We start from the raw sequence: 18,661 nt of genomic DNA, 5'->3' as shown, positions 1-18,661 counted from the left end.
GCTTGTGTAAAGTTCTCGGCCTGTATTAGTACCATAGTCAGTCCAATAATCCTGTGATGCATAGGAAAGATGGGGGAATGACAGATGACGTCCAGCGAACAACCATCTGATCGGTGTGGATACAGTCCTGAGGTAACACCTATCCATGAAAACATTCCAGAATTGACTTGTTATCAGCCAGTGTGGGATAATCATGATCGCTGTGTCTGGCACACAAAGGAGCCCGGGAAATCAATCGACGATCTAAAAGAATTGAAACCTAAACCCGATGAACACATAGATGGTGCCTATCTTGAAGAAGCGACGCTTCGAGATGTTGATTGGTTTCAGCGAGTCTCGTTAGTTAATGCAGATTTTACACGGGCAGACGTCCGTGCGACTGAATTTTCTAACGCCGATCTGAAATTCTCCACGTTTAAGGATACAAATGCAATCTATGCCGATTTTAGTGGTGCAGATCTTGAAGGTACAATCATTTCTAAGACTGATCTTCGAAGTGCAAAAATCGTCGATGCCTATCTTAATGAGGCAATATTTTCAGATGTGAATAAAGACAAGAGAGTGATATGAACAGTCGCTCTACCAATTAATTTCTCACATTAGTTGTCGCCCGCAATGAGGGCACGATTCTTGTTGTTCTTTCACAGTTCCACCACATCCAGGACACTTGAAGTCTATATCTGAGAAGATCAGAGAATTATTCCACAGTGACTTCCAAAAGTTCGCTATCTTTCCCATACTAGTAAAGAGCAAAGCATCGACTGTATGCCTTCCGACGAACTCCGTAGTTCAATTGAGATGTAGTTTGAAGATCCGTCAAAAATTCCTGCTTTTTCACCTTGATTTATGGCTCATTAGGGAAGGGGAGATAGCTGACAAATGGTACCAGGGTTTCCGTAAGCCGATCTGCATACTGAATCAGTACCGTTCCAATAATACTCATGAAAAGCACATAGCCGACCGTGAAAGCAGGAATTATGGATTCGAATGCAACACTACTCAGCCCTCCTGCAAGTGTGGCAATAACAAGTGAAAATTCCCCTCTCGGAATCATACTAAGTCCGACGCGAAACGATCGTTTTGGTGTGAGGCCATACGTTCGACCGGAGATTGTCCCACTAATTACTTTTCCGACAACCGATAGTACAGTTGCAACCAGAAGCAGTCCAGCAACATTCGATAGGAGAGTGATGTCTGTTGTCAAGCCAATTGCGAAGAAGAAGACCGCTGCAAATAGATCGCGTGCCGGAGCAACAACTTGCTCCACGCGTTCAAGATGGTTTGTTTGACTAAATGCTGTTCCAACAAAGAATGCGGCAACAGCCTCACTAACACCACTTGCGAGGGCTACACCAGCAATGAGTGTCGTCACACCAAGCACTCGTAGGAGGAATTGTTCATCGGAATCTGTCTCAAATGTTTGTTCGACGAGTCCTGTACCGTACCACGCAATAGCTGTTAACACACCCAGAAAGAGGAAGGTAGTCCCAATTGAGATAGCAGCATTTGCAAGGTCGCCTCCGCCAAAAGCGACAGCCGAGAGGATCGCAAGGTAGATCGCGATAAGGATATCTTCGAAAACGAGTGTCCCTAGAATGGGCCCGCTTTCTGGGTTTGCGATCCAGCCGGTCTCAATAAGTGACTTCGTAATTATAGCACTTGAAGAGATATAGATAATACCCGCAAGAAACATCGTTTCCAGAAGCGACCACCCGAACAATACTCCAAGAGCGAGGCCAAGTCCAAAGTTAACTGTAAAGTCGACAAATCCGATCTTCCCAATGCGCTTTCTGGCTTTCAGAAGTTGGCTCACACTGAATTCAAGGCCCAAGAAGAATAGGAGGAAGACGATGCCAAGCTCTGCCAGCACGTCAATGACTTCACGACTCTCAACAAGCTGGAGGGAAATTCCACCGATTGATGTCGGTTCGTGCGGACCAATGAGAATACCGACGAGTATGTAGGCCGGGATAACTGATAAATTAATTCGGTTCGCGAGTGTGCCTGCCACCGCGATTGCTGTTAAGGCAATCCCAATTTCGACAAGGAGCAAGTCAGCCATTGTTAGTCATCAGAGCTGTCGATGTTTCCATCAGACTGATCAGCGGTAACAAGTTCAGAGAGTACAGCCTGCTCGTCACGTGTACCAATAGTTACTAAGATATCGTCTGTTTGAATTGTTTCTTCCGGGTTGGGATTCGGAACAGTCTCTTCCCCTCGCTGGATAGCAATAACCGATACACCCGTCCGATGGCGGAGATTCAGCGACTGCAACGTTTTTCCTACAATATCGGAAGCGGATGGGATTTCAGTCCATTCAATTATGGCATCTCCGAGAGGAACAGTCACCTCATCCAGTTCGACGGGTTGGAAGTATGCGCCTTCTAAAATTGACCCGACTTGACGAGCCTGTTTGCCAGTCAGGGAAAACAGCTTCTCACTGTCAGCATCCTCACCGAGACGATGGTACACTTCTCGTCGCCCATCATGATGAATAAGGATAATCAAGCGATTTTCATCATCTAGATCTATCTCAAATTTCTTTCCAACCCCAGGAACATCAGCCTCGTAAACGGTCATGTAGGGAGCTAAAACGCCAAGTCTGATGAACCTCAGTTTTGAAATCTTCTAAAAGGTGATAGAGGGTTCAAATAGAAACTCATGTCGTCTATGCTAACCAAGTACTTGAAATGGAGACCGGATAAACTAGTACGATAATGAGCTTTAGGACGATTTATCTAGATCTCGAGAAAGAAGATGCCCACGACCTCATCACACAGTCAGTCGATGGAATCCAATCGAAAAAAGCGAACGGATCGATTGAATATCGAGACTTAGGTGGAATGCTTCTTGCGATTCTTTCTGACGAAGGTTCCAAACACGGTGCCCAAGCAAAACTTCGCTATCAAACATCTGTGATCATGCCGCTCCTTGCTCATGGCCGGGTGAAAGCACGCGAAATCCGAGATGCGGTCGACAATCATCGAGTTAATTAAATCATGCTATTCTCCGATACGGCTTCTGCTTCCAATTTTGACACAACGCTGTGAGTTTGAGGTTAGAACAAAGTCAGTGGTCATCGACGAAGAGATCAAGTGTCGTGTTCGCCTGTTTGACAGTGATTTCAATTCCTGTAAAATCGCCTTCCAACTGCAATACTCGGTAAGCTTGCAACCGAGCATTACATTCGAACGCTCTGTTCTCAAAGGGATCCTACACGAAGCAATCGCTGAGTATAGCACGAACAAGACATCAATTTCATCATCATGAGGGTGAGCGCCTGTTCAGGACTGCAAAAGCATCTTCTCGGAAGTACAGTTGTCTTTTCAGTGGTTGAGTTGTCGGCGTAGCGGTTTGCGAAAAGGCAGGCTACGGATGCGATTGTTAGGCAGTCGGCGCATCCTGCTCGAGATACTCTTGCTCCCAGTCTCTCCGAGCTTCGATTTCTCGCTGGCCACGCTGGGTCAGTGTGTAGATATTCGTCCGGCGGTCTTTTTCACTCTTCTCGATCAGCCCTTTGTCGACGAGTGTATCCAGATTTGGATAGAGCCGCCCGTGATGGACTTCCTTGTCGTAGTAGCCTTCGAGGTCATCTTTGATGGCAAGTCCATGTGGTTCATCTAACCCCTTCACCACGTACAACAGGTCTCGTTGAAAGCCAGTCAGATCGTGCATTGTTCTCCCACTAGCCATTGCCACATATTTATGAAATTCTTTACGGTATGTGTGAGTTCACAGGGGTAATCAGTTGTATAACGATGGTTTGTAACGCTGAGTTTTTATCTTAAGTCATGGATATAGAAACTATCAAAATTCTGTTACTACTGGCTAAAATCGTAAGCGGAAGTGTAACCACCCCGGAGGTGCCGCTGTAATCGATGCGCGAAGGTTCCCCGGAGAAGATGGAAAGCTGAGTAAGCTTACTCAATTTTCCACCGAGTAGGTTAGTACAGCATACTAACCCAGACACCCCAAGAATTCATGCTACTTCAGCACACACCTTCAACCGTGGGGAGCACACCGAAATCTGAGTACGGCTCGGCTCATACGGACCCCGACTCATAGTGTCACCTCCCCACGCTTCGACTGCTATTGCTCACGAATAGTATCGTCACGAAAGCGCGCCGGTTCTGAACGCTCGTCACCTGCCGGCGTAGACTAAGCGTATACGAGTAGTATCCGTCTTCTATAGAGTTCAGAACTTTATAACTAACATGGCTCCCCTGTGTATTGGTACCATGGCAGCAAGCCAACGAACAGTGTACCTCCGTCTGGTGTTGATGATTCAGTTACTTTTTTGGGTCGGACTTCTCCTGCTCGTCTGGATGGCTGCAAGTAGTGTGTTCTAAACCGGCTCGATATTTTTCTTCACCACCCAAGAGTGCCGCTGTAATGATGCACGTTGGTTCGACGTAACCGGCAGTGGGATCAACCCTCTGGATTCATGCTACTGGAGCACACACCACACACTCGTGGGGAGAGTGTTTTGCCTGTCATCCACACGTCACTCACTTCCCCCACCTTTCCCCCGATTTTTCGCGGGCCTTAGCCAATCGGCGTCGCTCTTCACCAACAATCCTGGTATCACCGCTCGAACATATGCGCAGGTGCTATTCAAGGATTTTTTGACGAGCAATCATATTATCGATGTGGAGAATTGTTCGAACAGGAGTAAGATCAAATGTTGCACGACAGAACTCCAGTAGCCTTTGTGGAGCAGAATATCATGGTTAATCATTTAGCCATCAGACCTTTACATCTCAAGGCTATTGCGTATGGTACGAACTTAGACAAATGTGCCCACAATCACACTCCCGAAAACCAGTGTATGGGGTTTGCAACGACAGTATCGGAGCTCTCACCATCGAGTTCTGATGAATCACTTGACGTGTTATTTAATGCACTACGCGACGAGCGTCGTCGCTATATTCTCTAGATGAGGCAAATCTCATCAAGTACGATCCTGCTGATCGAACTGCTCAGCTCGCCTATGACCTTTCTGAGTTAAATTGGGACGATCTCGTCTGACGAACAGGCGAAGGTACGGACAGGATCTCAATTTGAAGTCGATGTCTCTCAGTTTTACCTGTCTGACCACTTAGTTTCCTGTTAGTATTACAGCCAATTCGTTTACGACGATCACGCTCAATGAACAGTGATATGGCCGAGAACAAAGACATCCACCAGAATCCCGAGAAAACAGTTTTCCATACCGAGTTAGCTTCGGCTGATGACGGTGATCCACAAGTCGCTGTTGCGGAAGTGGTGGCAGAGCTCGAAGGGAAGAATACATCTGAATTGACGCCGGTGTATGATGCGATCGATCATTTTGTCAGTAATCTGTTTTCGAGTCCACCACCCGAGGCTGCACAAGCACAAATCGAGTTCACGTATGAGGGATATCGGATTACAATCCATCAGGATGGAATGGCCACATTCCGAAAAATCGCGTGACGCCGATCAAGTAAAGTATACCCTTCTGGAGGTGTCGAGCTGTCCCCACAAATCACACTATTCTCCCCTATTTTTGGATCTGGGGGGATGATGTTGAGGCGATCCCAGCACACTTCACTGGTAATTCGACTATCACTGCCATTGAATTCGTAGATACTGTTCCTGGGGGTGGCCTCTTTCGTGGGGACTGGCGATTAAATAACGAAAGTATATTAAGAGGCATCAAGGAAACCGAGTTGACGCTGTTGTCTGCCATCGGGACACAGACTGGGTGGGAATTTCAACTCCGGTCAGCGGATACCAACGGTGTTACTCAGTTTCAACAGTATTGTCGCAAGCACAGTATCCCTCTCACGGTTACTCGACTGTATACGCTCTCAGAACTCCGAACTAGTGACCAGTATCAAATTACGACGGCCCAAGAAGAAGCGCTCATCGCCGCCTTTGAAGCGGGCTATTTCAACCAGCCACGAGAAACCAAGCTCGAAGGGATCGCTCAAGAACTCGGAATCTCCCGCCAATCACTTGCTGAACGCCTCCGGCGTGGCCATCGCAATCTCATTGTCAATACCCTCCTACATCAGAGTAAGTGAGCGCATCATTCTGTGTGTGACAATTTCTCACACGTATATAACCGTCCTACAGAGTCTGGCAAAGCGAACTCGTAGCAAGAATACAAAGAATAGACTGAAAGAGATGATCTTTGAAACTAATACATCACAAGATCGATCCTCACCAACCGCACAGCCCGCGCGTACAATGCGACTTAGCGATTTGATTATTCAACAGGTTGCTGATGCAGCTGAATGTGATCCTTGTGACCTCCCACCGCTGTATGAGGCGATTGATCCCGATGCCCTCGATGCGCTCTACAGGCACGGCTCACCAGCGGTTGAGTTCGACTATGCTGGCTATCACATCTCAATTGCTGCTGAGCAAATGATCTCTATTGATAAAGATGACTAACGAATACAGCCTGTGCTGTACTGTCTGTGAGTGGGACGTGAGTACGACAACCAGGATCTCACGCGATGAGGTCACCTGCCAAGCGATCGCTCATTATAGTGAAACGGGGCATGCAGTGACGCGCCCAGCTGAACACTCCACGAATCACCCTTCGCTTGGTTTCCATTTGTAGTACGGTGGCGAAGTAGGTCTTTCTCAATACATCTTTTGTGCCATGGCCTCACCGATATGCACACTACTATTTGAGACATGCCGAAAATGGTTGTGACTCTAATTCTCACTAATAAGCAATGATCACCAGGCGTTCCGCAGTCTCATCAAAGTCTGCTCCCTTAAAATCTCCATATACAGCGACATCACGGAATCCAACGCGTCCTATCTTGCATTACTCCAGCCTCGTTCCATGCCTACGAATGGGTTGGCTGTCCGCTGTCTCTCTTAACACATCGCAGAGTAGGTTCGAACATTGGATTAAAGGGGAGTTCAATCACGTGATGAAACACAGCCAATAAAGTGATTGCACCACGAATAGATGCCTATTCTCTGAATGAGTTCGAGTCAAAGTGACGTTGAGAATCCCGTCAAGCGATGGGTACTCCTTACAGGAAGTCGAACAGGATTCGCAATTGGACTTACTGTCTGCATTGTCGTACTCTCAGCTGTACTGTCCATAACGGGGATCGTCTACGTTAAAGCCGGAAGCAACCTTGCGACGGCGCTAGCGAGCGGGTTGCTCTCCGGACTTCTCACGTTGATCACAGTCACTCTTTCTATCAACCAGCTCATCCTCTCACGCGTGTTCGGCTCTCCGTCAAACTTGACCGACACAGTCGAGGGGAGTATCGAGTTCCAAGAGAGTGTCGAACGAATCGCCGACGTGCCAATAAGTCCGAACGATCCTGACGAGTTCCTCGCTCTCATCGGTCGGACGCTGATAGATCATGCGGAGCAGCTGCACACTCACATCAAAGCGAACAGTGCATTCTCCGATGACTTTGAGCAATTCACTAAACGTATTATTACCTATGGCGATCACCTCGCCAATGCCGAAGATACCAATGATCCGTTTGAGGTACTCGTGCTTACCCTAGGGACGGGATACGCCCAGAATTTAACGGAAACCCGCCGCCTGCAGGCGGTTGCAAATGACCTGTCGGATGACGCCGACGAGACGCTAGACGACATCCTAACGCTGTTGAAAGGGGTTGCGACGATGCGACAATTTTTCAAAACACTCACCATCCAACAGGATCTGGCGCGGCTCTCCCGACAACTCATCTACACGGGAGTGGCAGCCGTTCTCATCACCTACTACCTCTCACACGTGTATACGTCTGCGTCATCGATGCCGACGGCGATCCCGGAAGTCTACATGCCGTTAGTGACGAGCGTCGCCGCAGGGGTCATCTTCTTGCCGCTCATGGTGATTATCTCATACCTGCTTCGGGTCGCAACTGTGACATTTTATACTGTGTCCGTTGGATCGTTTGTTCCCCCAATTGCACGCATCAAGGAGCAATAGGAAGCCGGCCCTAGCACACCCAACACTACTTCATAACTAGTTCACATCCTCTCTAATCAGTGCCCCTTCTGACGGAGGTACGAGCAAAGTTTGTTGACCACACTCAAGTTAGCATCTTATGCTTATCTCTCGTGTCCTCTTGGGTGTCTCTCTTCTCTTCCGCATCCTGATGCAAGCATCGTCACCCGACTACTCAATCGAGACGTTTCTCGTCAACCAAACGAAACTAATCTCCCTCCTGATCGGCTATCGACAACTCACTCAAAGTCGTCTTCCCACTCAATCTCCTCATTGCGATCAGTTGTCCGCAGAACAAACGGTCCAATTGCAAGGGTTCGCTTCGCGACGGTCGCAATCCGGAGGATATAGGCAAGAAGAATAAGGAATGGGAGGGTCGCAATTGTCACGGCTAGACTGACGATCCAGAGCGTGTTCGGTACCCCGAGTATTCCTCCTGGGATCTCTCTCGGGGTATAAAAGAGAATCATGAGAAAGGTGGTGGTGAGCGCCGGAATTGCAGTATAGAGAATTGCCCGCGAGAGGTCAATCAGTTCCCATCGGAAATATAGTGTTTTGATGTGTTCACGCGCCGGGCCGAAGAACTTGATCACCTCGAGGAGATCGTTCAGCCGCTCGTTTACCTCATCCGGGAGGGAATCGCTATGCAAGTTCCGGAGTCGACGTAGGTCGTGAACCTTGCGCGAATAATTGAAACCTAAGGCCGCGCCGAGAACGTTGAACGTCCCGAACTGAGAATCGGTCAGTTGTTCCTGTGCTTCCTCCGCATTATCGGTGATGCCATCGACAGTATCTTCGATCTCATCACGCATATCCCCATCGATACCACTATCCATAGCGTCTTCAAGGGCGATCGCTTTCCTCCGGATTGCTTCAATGAGGGCTCGGAGAAACGCGGACGGCTGTGCAGGACTCACTGCAAGGCCCGTCGTATCCTCGAGATCTTGGCGAAAACTCAGTGCGCCCTCCATCCGCTCACGCTGAGCCCCGATTGGGTCGAGTTCCTGCGAGAGAACCAACTGATTAATTGTCAGAATAAGGGTGACGCCTGTGATGACGCCACTGACAAGGCCCTGAAACAGGGTATCGATTGGGTCTTGGTATTGTAGAAGCACTGGAATCGGGGCAGGACCGAAGGTTCCGACGAGAACGACCGTGACGAAGACGCTCGCTGCAAGGCCGCCAACGATGACCCAGCGATTTACCTCCAATAAGATCTTGATTTTGAGCTGGCTAGCACCCGCACGTTGGCTTATCGAATTCATAGATGACGTTCCGCCACTCGAATCACTCATCACCACCAGTTGAATTGATGACCAATAAACTCCTGTGCATCTCTCCTACTCTTAATATCCACGGAAACAGTCGGTTACTACCTCTTAGACCATAAGCGGAAGTGGAATGACCCCGAGATCCCTGAATCAATCTGTGGGCAGTTCGTGTGCACCTAATCAGCCGGTTTGTCCTTACTCCGCCACCGTTTGGTGGATTATTTCGACAATTGAACGGGCTTAGAATTATCAAGATCAATACCGAATCAGTCAATGCGCGTATCATACATTGATCGATTACCGAGTTGACCTCAATCCTTGAGAGTGGACGGTGCGTGAATGCTCCTCACGTACGAAGAAGGATCTACTGTCTTTGTGCTATCCGCTGGTAACGGGTTATCCTCTCTCAATTAGAACTAGAGCCGGTCATCTCGGTGACTGGCCGGATCTTGCTGGTCGTCGACGGCTTGGGTAAATACATCGTCAACCAATTCCTCTTCAGAGTCGTCATCTACACCAGAAGACGATACACCGAGTGATAGGAGTTCTTCGATTGCTTGTTCGCGATTCAGGAAATCATCCTGCTCAACGAGGCGGTCAATATCACTATCAATACGGTCGGACAGCGTCACCTCAAACGTAACCATAGACAAAATTCATTCCTGGAAGTGGATTAACTCTTGGGCTAGAATATCACTACAGAGTAATGCTGTTTTATTCCAGAGATTGATGCCAGGTCGATGATGTCGACCATATAGTTGCCGACCAGCAGTGCCGGCAGAGTAATAGATGTCCTCTCTTTTCTGGCCGTCATTCAGCATTCTTACTAATCAACGTATTTTTCATGAGCTTTTCATGGCCGCGCCGGAGACGTTCAGAGACGGCTTGGTGTGAGATCCCGAGTTCGTCAGCGAGATCACTTGCATCAATCTCACGTGGCACCGTGTAATACCCATGCTCATGGGCGAGTATGAGCATCTCTTGTTGCTCTTTAGTGAGGCCAAAGCGGCCGTGTCGGCCATCTTCTAAGCGGTACAGATTCCGGATTGTAAGCGAGAGGCCGTGTTCCTGACAGTGTTCGTAGGTTCGCGAAAGCGCCGCCCGTTCCGGAACCAGGATACGGAAGTGCCAGCTCTGCTCAGCGCCCCTTGCGGCAAGCATTGTCCCTTCTTCCTCAGTCAGAAGCTGGACAAGCATTTCAATCTGGTCGACCCATTCCATTCTGTAGAGCCGCTCATCTTTGAGATCTACGAGTAATTCAATGTGTTTGACACTGGGATCCTCTGCAAGAACCGCTTCGGTCGCCTCGTGATTCTTGTCGCTCACCCAGACGAATGGCATGAGGTGGTCATTAGAGTGAGCAACAACACGTTCAATTTCAACGGTCAATCCGTCAATCGTACTCAAAGTCTGACCAAGGGCGAATTCATCAGCGGGGATCTCGACCTCAGCAACTGTTCCAGTCGTCATTGGTCAGTCGCTAATGGTTCGTCACGCTGTTCCCCTCCGTTTGTCACCGCTATCACGGGTAGATACGTGAGACAGCCAAATACCTCGTTCTCGTTAGTGTCGAATATGCGGATGAAGTCACACTTCCCGAACACACTATAATTTTGACAGTGATTCCCTGCCCGTGCAGCCGGCTCGAGTGACTGAGGCTGATAGGTATTATTAGCTGGTTCCGTCATTGTGCTCCGACAAATCCTCGCCATTTTTGGGGATACTCTGCTATAAGTGGTTGATAGTACGGCATGATGTAGTCATGCTCTTAAGAGTATATCTGATCGGGCGCGTTTATTCTTCCGGTGTAATGAGGATATTCGTGACCAGTTGCTCGATTCCCCTTCGAAGTCGTTCTGAGGCAGCTTGGCTGGAGATATCAAGTTTATTCGCCACCTCTTCCATCGTAGCATCACGCGGGATGCGGTAATAGCCCTGCTCGACAGCCGCGACGAGTGCGTCACGCTGCGCTGTTGTCAGTTCCCCCATCTCTTGTCGGGGTGAGCTTGGTTCATAGAGGTCGAGTAAGTGAAATGGATGATTTTGCTCAGCTAAGTAATCCTGAAAGTTCTCCAACTGATCGCGGGTCGCGAAGCGAATACGAAGATGCCAGTTATCGTTGTGGGTCTCAGCGTTGAGAATTGACCCTTCTGTGTCAATAAGTGCGTTGATGAACTGTTCCACAGTCTCGCTCCATTCGACCTGATAGTACCTCTCCTCATCGAATTTCTCAGTCATAACGATTGTGTCGACCGTCGGATCGGCTTTGAGTGCTGCGTCGAAGGCGTCGAGATCATTACCTGCCACCCAGAGACAAGGCATCACCCAGACAGTACCGTGAGCAGCAATTCGTTCAGCTTTAACTGTTATATCTGGAGCTGCGTCAAGCGCGTGTTCGAGCGCAAATCCATCAGCCGGGATCGAAAACGTCGCAACGAACATAGACTCAGTACGTACTGGAGATAGAAAACGAATCGGCCCCTTGAAAGGTGGCGACAGCTACCCACAACGTGCGTAGGCGATAATTGCCGTTCTACGCTTTCATATAACTCAGGACTAATACTTTTGACCAGTAAGTTTCTTTAAGGGTAGATAAACGAGCTGATGAACCTCGACGAGGCTGTTTGAGAGTGCCTGCTTCCAGAAGAGGGATTAGACTGGCGAGTGAATAGACATTTATGCTACCGCTTTTGGAACAACAGCAACTCCCGGCCGGCTGGATGCAAACCTCGGTACGAGGAGGTGAAATGGGAGTCCGAAATGAGACTCATCATTTGATACTGCAAACAGAGCAAATACGCTCGTCAAATCAACGTGATCCATCCAAAAAGGAGAGAGATCAATGGGAGTTCAAACTCATCGATACCGCAGCAAATCGATTCACCACCTGTTATCTGCTTGGGACAGTCTCCACGAAACGCCACGCAATCGAAGCACTGCTCACCGCCATGGAGACCGTGAACCACTACAAATGGGCAGTAACACCGAGCCACCGCCGACGGATTGCTCTCTTCCGCGAACGAATCAGAGATGAATGTCTTATTCATCCATACAAGTAACTCTCCAACTCAAACCCATCATTTTTCATACTATGAGACAATCTGGACGGCAAGGAGTTTTATCGTCTCTCCCGCCGTTTGTGAACTAGCTCAACACCGAATTCGAGAGAGCAGCCGAGGACACCATGACAACCACACAAGGTGATACCTATCTCTTTGATGCACTGAACGAGAATATCTCATCCGGATTGCCAGACGCGACGATCCGGGAGTTCCTCGAAGACCGCCAATGTCGTGCCATTCTTCAGTACCTGGAGGCCCATGATGGCCCGGTCAACATCGCGGCGATGATTGACCACCTAACGTTTCAGGAGATTGATATCCATCCAAGTGAGACAGCAGCTACGCTGTCTGAGCACATCGCAGCGGCGGTCTGGACAGTTCATCTGCCAGCACTGGCAGCGCATGATATCGTGCGATATGATCGACAAAGCAGAATGGTTCGGTGGTGGCGCAACGCCGGCCGACTTACTCAGTATCTCAGAGATCCTCCCAAATAAGCTATCCAAGAGGGAAGAATGTACCTAGAATAGGTGTACAACCTGAATCCGTTATTAGAAGCCAACTGAGCGTAAAGAGACGAACAAGGATGGAATCGAACCATCAAGGCTACTATGAGAGAGCTGCCACTGACACTATCAGACCCGACGCATATTGAGAGTATTCTTACCTACAAGCAACTGTTCGTATCCCAGAATTCCCTGTAGAGTAGAAACGTGGGGGCGGTGGAGTGACCACCTACGTCAACTATGAATATGGCATTGCTCACAACGCGACATATTTTTGGGTTATCGAGCGTTCACCGTGATACCACGTTCAGTGCGACGCTCGCAGTTGGTCCTTGAAGTAAGATAAAGACGGCAATAGGCTTCCGATGTATTCCTCACTTGTCGGGAGTCGCTCAACATCGCCTCAGCGTGGAGGGGCGACTGATGGTGGGTGGGAAATCGGGCGCTCCACGTCGAGGTCGCGGTGTCCCTGTTGCTTTGCATACCGTGTCCAGGAACGCAAATATGCGCGCGACTCTCGAAGCTCAACGTTGAGTGGCGCAGCTGGTTCATGCTGTGGATCACCATAGAACCACTGCTCGTCGAATACGGGAGACTGGGACTCAAACTGCGGATCTCCGTACTGCCACATCTCATCGTTCACTGTCATTTTGCATTCCTCCTTGCCGTGGATCCTCACTCCTGACGTTACTGAGCAGGCGGAGTGAATCTCTACCCTTAGTACGTGCGCCAACAGCATGAATTATGTTATCTATTTACCAACAGAATATATAACAATCGCAAGTCGACAACCACCCACATCAGCTGAGAATTTCGAGACGCGGCAGCACCTCCTCCCGTTATTTCTAAAATGGACGTGACCCATTCCTGGAAGACTCCTCCCTTGCTCTCTCCAGCGCCTCAGATCGTTGATCTACACAAAATATCGTTCACGAGAAAAATGAACACGAAACAATATAAGATACCTGGAGGACGCGTAGAACGAGAACTTTCGTGGAGAGGGTGTGGTCATAGTGACGGGAAGCCAGCCCACCACCAGAGCTCTCGGCACCGCCACGCGTCCACCGCACCCCTCGAACCCGCTTCACGCCTACAGGCTCGGGGTAGTTCTTTCATCGCGTGACTCACCCTTAGTTATTACTTGTGTACGCAGCTACAGGGGGTAGTTGTCTCCCAGCTATTATTGTGGAGTGTTACTCACAATCAAGCTCGATCGAAGACTGAGAAAATCATACGTAATTAGAAGCGTTTTCTGGTGGCGGTCGATTCAGAACCAGGACAGTTCAGACAGATCTGATAGTGGAGCCGAAAACACAGGTACAAGTAGTAGTCCAAGAGTCAAATTCATCGGTAGCAATGAAGGTACGCTCGTACCAGATAGCCGTCCGCTATCACTATTACCAGTACTGGTGCTAGTGCCGTCAATTAGTCACTGCTAGGTGGTGATAACAAAACAGGAACCGGGAAGCATGACCGAGTTTCAGATGGATATTTTAACTCATAATCTTGCCATTTTTGTCGTATTACTGGTTATCAAGTAACCGAACACGACAAAAAAACTACTTGACTACGATACTTGGATGTCGTGGAGATCCCTCCGAGACTGATGTTTTCCTAGTAACTAACATAGCTATCTCCTCTCCCGCTGTATTGTCTGTTAAGGGAGTGAATTACTGATGCTGACTATTCCCACCCCACCCGACTCACTGCCGAAATATCTTGCCGAGGGGCTGCAAAAGCAGGATGTCGAGACGCTGAACGACGTTGAGGCGTATACCCAAGAACTCCGCTTATATCGGGCGGCGCAGGCACATGCCACGCGCGCCCTGGCCGCCGAAGACCATGACGTTGACCCGGTGACAGCCGACGAACTCGCCGAGAAAGTCCACGCAAAGGACATCCCCGAAGATGCTATCGATTGGGATGAGATTTCGCCTCGGGGGTGCCAGCGAAGGCGACGCTGACGACGAAGACCATCAACGACAACCAGTACTGGTATTTCCAGTGGCGGGAGGGCGACCAGATGAAATCGTAGTGTGTCGCGCCAGTCACTCCGAATCGGTGACTGCTTCCGATCCCCAAAGGTGGCGAGAAGGGATGTTTTCGTGTCTTGGCCGTACACTACTCCATGAACAGGTGGGGTGTCTATGAGCATGTCAAACACGAATGGCGATACTAATGACGTCCAAACCGAACTCAGTCCCGACGAACACGCCCGATTTCACCCCTTGCACAAGTACTCTTTTCACGAGCGAATCAGAGACGAATGTCCTCTTCACCCATACAAATAGCTCTCCAATTCAAGCTTGACATCCCCTTCAACCAGTTTAGAAATCATAAGATATGCACCGTGTGTATCCTCCTAGGAGGCCTGGAGGTACTGTGTCGGCGATGCACATCATCATGACGTCTACCTACTCAGATAATGAACGGATAGTGTCTATTATCGTGAGAGGTGTGGCAAGATTGCTCGACGGGTGAATTCACATCTGCGTTTATTCTTGGCCATGTTTGAATTTTTATTGCTTTATACCGGCTAGGATGGCTCTCTCGGCGGTAATTCGGTTAGATATTCATCATAACTGAGAATCTAACACGACGTTTCCAGAATGAGAACTAACGGACTAGAAAAGCTCACTTCCTCTTGACTCACGGTGAAAAATTAGGAGTGATCTGTTCAAGGCTGCCTGAGACGAACCTCGTTCTCGTCAACGCGATCGACATGATCCTGCTGAAGTTTATGAGTGTCATCGGAATCGTTCCACCCGAGCATGGATTTTACCTTGTCAGTCAGACTCGTGTTCTCATCACGTTCGACATGGGCCCGTCCCTCTCGAACATCTGAGACAGTCCCAAGTCGATCACCGTCAGCGGTGACAACGTTTTTGCCGTGATCGTCGGAAGTGAATTCTCGTGCCATCGCATACAGAAGATTCTGTCCTTTAGGAGTGAGTGTACCGGCTGCAACTGCAAGTCACTTATAGCTCAACTTGACTAAAGAACTCATCTATGTACTTGCAGAATTGAATTATTTCGCACGTCATACTTTTCACTCTCGGGATACTATACTCGAAGTTATGGTGGGACCAGATGGGCTTGTTACGACGAACGTGGGGGCAGGGCCGCGACGAACGATCACCTGCTCATTGCTATGAGTGTCTCGCCTGTGGTACCCGGCTGCAGCTCCAATGGCATGTCTGTCCGGAGTGTGGCAGTTACCGCGTCGAGAATCAGCGCTGGCAGTAGCTGCTCACTGCAATAGCAGATACAGTGGACGGAAGCCCAAAAAACCTATTGCGTACACCGACATCAATCGGCAGGCGTGACTCGAAACTGCTTCTAGCACGAGAAAGGGAGGGGACGAATCGAGACTGATGATCGGCCGTTTGTACACCTCGACAGCTCAAGGTGCGCCAATGATACTTACCGGCTAGCCAATTCTCGCTCGACGATGCGCGGTCATTTCTTCCGCCAGCAGAATACCAAATAGCATAATTAGTGTATCACGTGCCAACAGAACACCGCAATCAGCAGTCTCCGGCTGACTCGACAAAATATAATGGTTATGGTACGTGCGCATCCATACTGGGTATCACATGGGACTGTGAACGAGCCTGAGATCCGCTGTCGGTGCGCACGCAGTACTCAATTGCGGCAGTCCGCACTATAGGTATTAAAGATAGTTCGAGAGAGCATGAGATAGCTAAAGACACGGTCAGCAATGCCTAAGCATGGCACATACAGAGCTACCAGTATCCAAGTAGACCTTGAGCGGTCGAGGATCTCTAAATACGAATCAGAAGAGAGAGCCACCACGCTTACAGTGATGGCTTATGTTAACTAGGTACTAGCCACTCATACCACCGCGTAAAATTCTGTGGATTACGCGGTGGTTCCACAGAATTGACTGCTGGAACAGATCATGCCTGAGATCTCCGAGGATACACCCGCAGAAATCTTCGAACTCGTCGCCCAGCCACGCTGCCGTGGTATTCTCTGTTATTTACTCCAGCAAGACCGTCCTCTCCCACTTACCGAACTCACACGCTATATCGCTACCCAGGAAAGCGACAACTCTAGTCAAGAGTCTCACTCCGACAACTATAATGAGGTCTATGAATCACTCACACGAGAGCACATTCCTCGTTTGCGAGAGGCAGGATTGCTCACCCAGAAGCAAACGTACGAGCAGACCGTGGTCACGCTTACAGAGCGTGTTCAGTACGTGAAACCAGCGTTGCGTCCGTACGAACTCACTCCCCAGAAATATTATATCGACTAGCGATGAGTGTGGGGTGTACTAGAGTGATACCGCCTGCTCATCAGCCGCTGACCGGTAAATTGCATCGATTACTCGCTGGACGGTAAGAGCTTGTTCGACGGTGTTCTGATTCGGGGCAGTCCCTGTTCGCACCCCGTCCACGAATACTCGCTGTTCGGCCGTAAAGGCGTCTTCTGGCCGCGTTTGAAGCGTTGCATCGGAGAGGTGATCGGCGCCGACCGGACTCGATTCATAGATTGTGAGTGACTCGGTGTCCCGGTCGAACTGGGCCCCCGCTTCGGTGCCGCGGATGAAATACGCTTGATTTGCCGGTCGATTGGCCGCCCATGCCACTTCCAGTGCAATCGTTTTACCATCAGCACACCGGAGAAACGCGCTGACAGAATCCTCAACGTCGAATTGGCTTGTCCCCGTATCTTCACCCCACATATTTAGATACGTGTAGTCCTCGCGAGCGCCGAATTGTGAGCGAGTCGTGGCGCTTACCTCCAAAATTGCTGGAAATCCATGAATATAAAGTGCTAGATCAATCGCGTGCACACCGATATCGATCAGTGCACCACCGCCAGCGACTTCGTGCGTTGTAAACCACGTGCCCCGCCCAGGGATGCCCCGACGACGGATGAAATTCGCTTCGATGTGACGAATCTCGCCAAATCGGCCTGCATCTTGATACCCCTTAATGGCGCGAACTGACGGATAAAACCGCGTATGGAACCCAACCATACAGAACGTGTCCGCGTCTTCAGCAGCCTCTGCGATCCGCTCTGCACTTTCAAGTGTGTGCGCTAGTGGCTTTTCAAGGAAAACAGCAACATCTGCTTCGAACGCTGCAATCGCATATTCTTCGTGAAATCGATTGGGTGTCGTAATGATCACGCCATCCAGATCAGCCGCAAAGAGCTTGTCAGCGGTATCGAATACTTGTGTCTCGTATTTCGCTGCAAACTGTGTGCGAGCCTCGGCGCTAATATCGGCGCCACCAATGAGGTTCACATTGAAGTCACGTAGGCGATCGGCATGATAGTGCCCGATATTCCCAAGTCCGATGATACCAATCCGTACTGGATCATCGCCTGCATCAGTAGGAGGTGAGTTAATTGCTGACATTGCACACTCTGACGACGACCACCTACTTAGTAGCTTGCCGCAATATCTGGAGGGAACTAACTCCTTTCTCAGTGAAGGATTTGCAGTGGTATCGGCAGTATTTCATCACAGAGGATAGAAAACTGAAAATACAACCGACCAAACGAGACCACCACCTAGACGTGGTAGTCGAATTACCCTGATACCGACCACCAAAACGATGCCCAACCTTTCATCGGTGGTCGATCTGCCATCCTCTGACGCAGCGACGAATGCGTATCGCCGATTGTGGTTGGATTACTCACGCTACCAGTGCTAAGGGATTGATAACAAACACACGGCGAGTTCGCCACGGTACGTGACCAGCTCGAAGACTACTATTACGAACCCATAATTATCGCTGATGATGACTTCGCCACGTTTTGCGTTGTGAAAGAGCAATACACGTCGTATAAGGCGATCTTTCGGAATGCTGTCGTGCACTGGACTCG

General features: G+C 49.4%; 19 protein-coding genes. 9 read left to right on the top strand and 10 right to left on the bottom strand.

Going from position 1 to position 18,661, the window contains the following annotated elements:
- Nucleotides 1-84: 84 nt before the first annotated feature.
- On the top strand, nucleotides 85-570 hold the full coding sequence (locus LIW51_RS06185; RefSeq protein ID WP_227376334.1) for a pentapeptide repeat-containing protein: 486 nt from the start codon (nucleotides 85-87) through the stop codon (nucleotides 568-570).
- A gap of 274 nt (nucleotides 571-844) precedes the next feature.
- Here the strand turns inward: LIW51_RS06185 and LIW51_RS06180 are convergent, their stop codons facing one another.
- Nucleotides 845-2,062 carry a cation:proton antiporter gene (locus LIW51_RS06180; RefSeq protein ID WP_227376333.1) on the bottom strand — a complete coding sequence of 406 codons (1,218 nt, stop codon included), beginning with the start codon at nucleotides 2,060-2,062 and terminating at the stop codon, nucleotides 845-847.
- A gap of 2 nt (nucleotides 2,063-2,064) precedes the next feature.
- Nucleotides 2,065-2,580 carry a cation:proton antiporter regulatory subunit gene (locus LIW51_RS06175; RefSeq protein ID WP_227376332.1) on the bottom strand — a complete coding sequence of 172 codons (516 nt, stop codon included), beginning with the start codon at nucleotides 2,578-2,580 and terminating at the stop codon, nucleotides 2,065-2,067.
- A 137-nt stretch (nucleotides 2,581-2,717) separates the two neighbouring features.
- Here LIW51_RS06175 and LIW51_RS06170 point away from each other — a divergent pair, with 137 nt between their 5' ends.
- Entirely contained in the window at nucleotides 2,718-2,996 is a 279-nt protein-coding gene (locus LIW51_RS06170) for a hypothetical protein (protein WP_227376331.1), read from the top strand.
- Nucleotides 2,997-3,384: 388 nt separating this feature from the next.
- Here the strand turns inward: LIW51_RS06170 and LIW51_RS06165 are convergent, their stop codons facing one another.
- Nucleotides 3,385-3,675, bottom strand: coding sequence for a PadR family transcriptional regulator (locus LIW51_RS06165; RefSeq protein WP_227376330.1), 291 nt, complete (start codon nucleotides 3,673-3,675; stop codon nucleotides 3,385-3,387).
- A gap of 1,485 nt (nucleotides 3,676-5,160) precedes the next feature.
- Here LIW51_RS06165 and LIW51_RS06160 point away from each other — a divergent pair.
- The 4 genes from LIW51_RS06160 (at nucleotide 5,161) to LIW51_RS06145 (ending at nucleotide 7,942) form a co-directional block, all read left to right on the top strand.
- Nucleotides 5,161-5,454 (top strand): HalOD1 output domain-containing protein, encoded by a 294-nt coding sequence (locus LIW51_RS06160; RefSeq protein ID WP_227376329.1) that lies wholly within the window; start codon nucleotides 5,161-5,163, stop codon nucleotides 5,452-5,454.
- Nucleotides 5,455-5,690: 236 nt separating this feature from the next.
- Nucleotides 5,691-6,047, top strand: a complete 357-nt coding sequence (locus LIW51_RS39060) for a helix-turn-helix domain-containing protein (protein WP_368411757.1) — start codon at nucleotides 5,691-5,693, stop codon at nucleotides 6,045-6,047.
- Between the two features lie 166 nt (nucleotides 6,048-6,213).
- Nucleotides 6,214-6,420 (top strand): HalOD1 output domain-containing protein, encoded by a 207-nt coding sequence (locus LIW51_RS06150; protein WP_227376328.1) that lies wholly within the window; start codon nucleotides 6,214-6,216, stop codon nucleotides 6,418-6,420.
- Nucleotides 6,421-6,967: 547 nt separating this feature from the next.
- Nucleotides 6,968-7,942 (top strand): DUF7972 family membrane protein, encoded by a 975-nt coding sequence (locus LIW51_RS06145; protein ID WP_227376327.1) that lies wholly within the window; start codon nucleotides 6,968-6,970, stop codon nucleotides 7,940-7,942.
- Nucleotides 7,943-8,199: 257 nt separating this feature from the next.
- Here LIW51_RS06145 and LIW51_RS06140 read toward each other — a convergent pair whose 3' ends face one another.
- The 4 genes from LIW51_RS06140 to LIW51_RS06125 form a co-directional block, all read right to left on the bottom strand.
- Nucleotides 8,200-9,255: a DUF7972 family membrane protein gene (locus LIW51_RS06140; RefSeq protein WP_497007386.1), complete on the bottom strand. Its 1,056-nt coding sequence runs from the start codon at nucleotides 9,253-9,255 to the stop codon at nucleotides 8,200-8,202.
- A gap of 392 nt (nucleotides 9,256-9,647) precedes the next feature.
- The gene (locus LIW51_RS06135) at nucleotides 9,648-9,878 is read right to left on the bottom strand and encodes a DUF7120 family protein (RefSeq protein WP_227376325.1); all 231 of its coding nucleotides are present in this window, start codon (nucleotides 9,876-9,878) and stop codon (nucleotides 9,648-9,650) included.
- 163 nt (nucleotides 9,879-10,041) lie between these two features.
- Nucleotides 10,042-10,701 carry a helix-turn-helix domain-containing protein gene (locus LIW51_RS06130; RefSeq protein WP_227376324.1) on the bottom strand — a complete coding sequence of 220 codons (660 nt, stop codon included), beginning with the start codon at nucleotides 10,699-10,701 and terminating at the stop codon, nucleotides 10,042-10,044.
- Nucleotides 10,702-11,025: 324 nt separating this feature from the next.
- The gene (locus LIW51_RS06125) at nucleotides 11,026-11,673 is read right to left on the bottom strand and encodes a helix-turn-helix domain-containing protein (protein ID WP_227376323.1); all 648 of its coding nucleotides are present in this window, start codon (nucleotides 11,671-11,673) and stop codon (nucleotides 11,026-11,028) included.
- Between the two features lie 742 nt (nucleotides 11,674-12,415).
- On the opposite strand from LIW51_RS06125, the gene LIW51_RS06120 reads away from it, so the two are divergent.
- Nucleotides 12,416-12,790: a DUF7344 domain-containing protein gene (locus LIW51_RS06120; RefSeq protein ID WP_227376322.1), complete on the top strand. Its 375-nt coding sequence runs from the start codon at nucleotides 12,416-12,418 to the stop codon at nucleotides 12,788-12,790.
- A 412-nt stretch (nucleotides 12,791-13,202) separates the two neighbouring features.
- Here the strand turns inward: LIW51_RS06120 and LIW51_RS06115 are convergent, their stop codons facing one another.
- Complete coding sequence (locus LIW51_RS06115; RefSeq protein ID WP_227376321.1) at nucleotides 13,203-13,448, bottom strand: hypothetical protein; 246 nt, start codon at nucleotides 13,446-13,448, stop codon at nucleotides 13,203-13,205.
- Between the two features lie 1,027 nt (nucleotides 13,449-14,475).
- On the opposite strand from LIW51_RS06115, the gene LIW51_RS06110 reads away from it, so the two are divergent.
- On the top strand, nucleotides 14,476-14,763 hold the full coding sequence (locus LIW51_RS06110; RefSeq protein WP_227376320.1) for a hypothetical protein: 288 nt from the start codon (nucleotides 14,476-14,478) through the stop codon (nucleotides 14,761-14,763).
- 713 nt (nucleotides 14,764-15,476) lie between these two features.
- On the opposite strand, the gene LIW51_RS40400 is transcribed toward LIW51_RS06110, so the two are convergent.
- The gene (locus LIW51_RS40400; RefSeq protein ID WP_497007385.1) at nucleotides 15,477-15,719 is read right to left on the bottom strand and encodes a PRC-barrel domain-containing protein; all 243 of its coding nucleotides are present in this window, start codon (nucleotides 15,717-15,719) and stop codon (nucleotides 15,477-15,479) included.
- 1,002 nt (nucleotides 15,720-16,721) lie between these two features.
- Between LIW51_RS40400 and LIW51_RS39880 the strand changes: the two genes are divergently transcribed.
- Entirely contained in the window at nucleotides 16,722-17,081 is a 360-nt protein-coding gene (locus LIW51_RS39880) for a DUF7344 domain-containing protein (protein WP_438267360.1), read from the top strand.
- Nucleotides 17,082-17,099: 18 nt separating this feature from the next.
- On the opposite strand, the gene LIW51_RS06100 is transcribed toward LIW51_RS39880, so the two are convergent.
- Nucleotides 17,100-18,191 (bottom strand): Gfo/Idh/MocA family protein, encoded by a 1,092-nt coding sequence (locus tag LIW51_RS06100; protein ID WP_227376318.1) that lies wholly within the window; start codon nucleotides 18,189-18,191, stop codon nucleotides 17,100-17,102.
- Nucleotides 18,192-18,661: the final 470 nt, after the last annotated feature.

The sequence above is a fragment of the Haladaptatus halobius genome (genome assembly GCF_020618475.1).
GTDB lineage: Archaea > Halobacteriota > Halobacteria > Halobacteriales > Haladaptataceae > Haladaptatus > Haladaptatus halobius.
Note: the sequence above shows the minus strand (reverse complement) of the source record. Positions and strands in the feature narration are given on the sequence as shown.

Bases quoted from the DNA above. Each gene is read 5' to 3' on its own strand.
- LIW51_RS06110 (WP_227376320.1), top strand. From the start codon at position 14,476: ATGCTGACTATTCCCACCCCACCCGACTCACTGCCGAAATATCTTGCC.
- LIW51_RS06135 (WP_227376325.1), bottom strand. From the start codon at position 9,878: ATGGTTACGTTTGAGGTGACGCTGTCCGACCGTATTGATAGTGATATT.
- LIW51_RS06165 (WP_227376330.1), bottom strand. From the start codon at position 3,675: ATGCACGATCTGACTGGCTTTCAACGAGACCTGTTGTACGTGGTGAAG.
- LIW51_RS06120 (WP_227376322.1), top strand. From the start codon at position 12,416: ATGACAACCACACAAGGTGATACCTATCTCTTTGATGCACTGAACGAG.
- LIW51_RS06185 (WP_227376334.1), top strand. From the start codon at position 85: ATGACGTCCAGCGAACAACCATCTGATCGGTGTGGATACAGTCCTGAG.
- LIW51_RS06150 (WP_227376328.1), top strand. From the start codon at position 6,214: ATGCGACTTAGCGATTTGATTATTCAACAGGTTGCTGATGCAGCTGAA.
- LIW51_RS06125 (WP_227376323.1), bottom strand. From the start codon at position 11,673: ATGTTCGTTGCGACGTTTTCGATCCCGGCTGATGGATTTGCGCTCGAA.
- LIW51_RS06180 (WP_227376333.1), bottom strand. From the start codon at position 2,062: ATGGCTGACTTGCTCCTTGTCGAAATTGGGATTGCCTTAACAGCAATC.
- LIW51_RS06140 (WP_497007386.1), bottom strand. From the start codon at position 9,255: ATGAGTGATTCGAGTGGCGGAACGTCATCTATGAATTCGATAAGCCAA.
- LIW51_RS06170 (WP_227376331.1), top strand. From the start codon at position 2,718: ATGAGCTTTAGGACGATTTATCTAGATCTCGAGAAAGAAGATGCCCAC.
- LIW51_RS39880 (WP_438267360.1), top strand. From the start codon at position 16,722: ATGCCTGAGATCTCCGAGGATACACCCGCAGAAATCTTCGAACTCGTC.
- LIW51_RS06115 (WP_227376321.1), bottom strand. From the start codon at position 13,448: ATGACAGTGAACGATGAGATGTGGCAGTACGGAGATCCGCAGTTTGAG.
- LIW51_RS06160 (WP_227376329.1), top strand. From the start codon at position 5,161: ATGGCCGAGAACAAAGACATCCACCAGAATCCCGAGAAAACAGTTTTC.
- LIW51_RS06100 (WP_227376318.1), bottom strand. From the start codon at position 18,191: ATGTCAGCAATTAACTCACCTCCTACTGATGCAGGCGATGATCCAGTA.
- LIW51_RS06130 (WP_227376324.1), bottom strand. From the start codon at position 10,701: ATGACGACTGGAACAGTTGCTGAGGTCGAGATCCCCGCTGATGAATTC.
- LIW51_RS06145 (WP_227376327.1), top strand. From the start codon at position 6,968: ATGAGTTCGAGTCAAAGTGACGTTGAGAATCCCGTCAAGCGATGGGTA.
- LIW51_RS40400 (WP_497007385.1), bottom strand. From the start codon at position 15,719: ATGGCACGAGAATTCACTTCCGACGATCACGGCAAAAACGTTGTCACC.
- LIW51_RS06175 (WP_227376332.1), bottom strand. From the start codon at position 2,580: ATGACCGTTTACGAGGCTGATGTTCCTGGGGTTGGAAAGAAATTTGAG.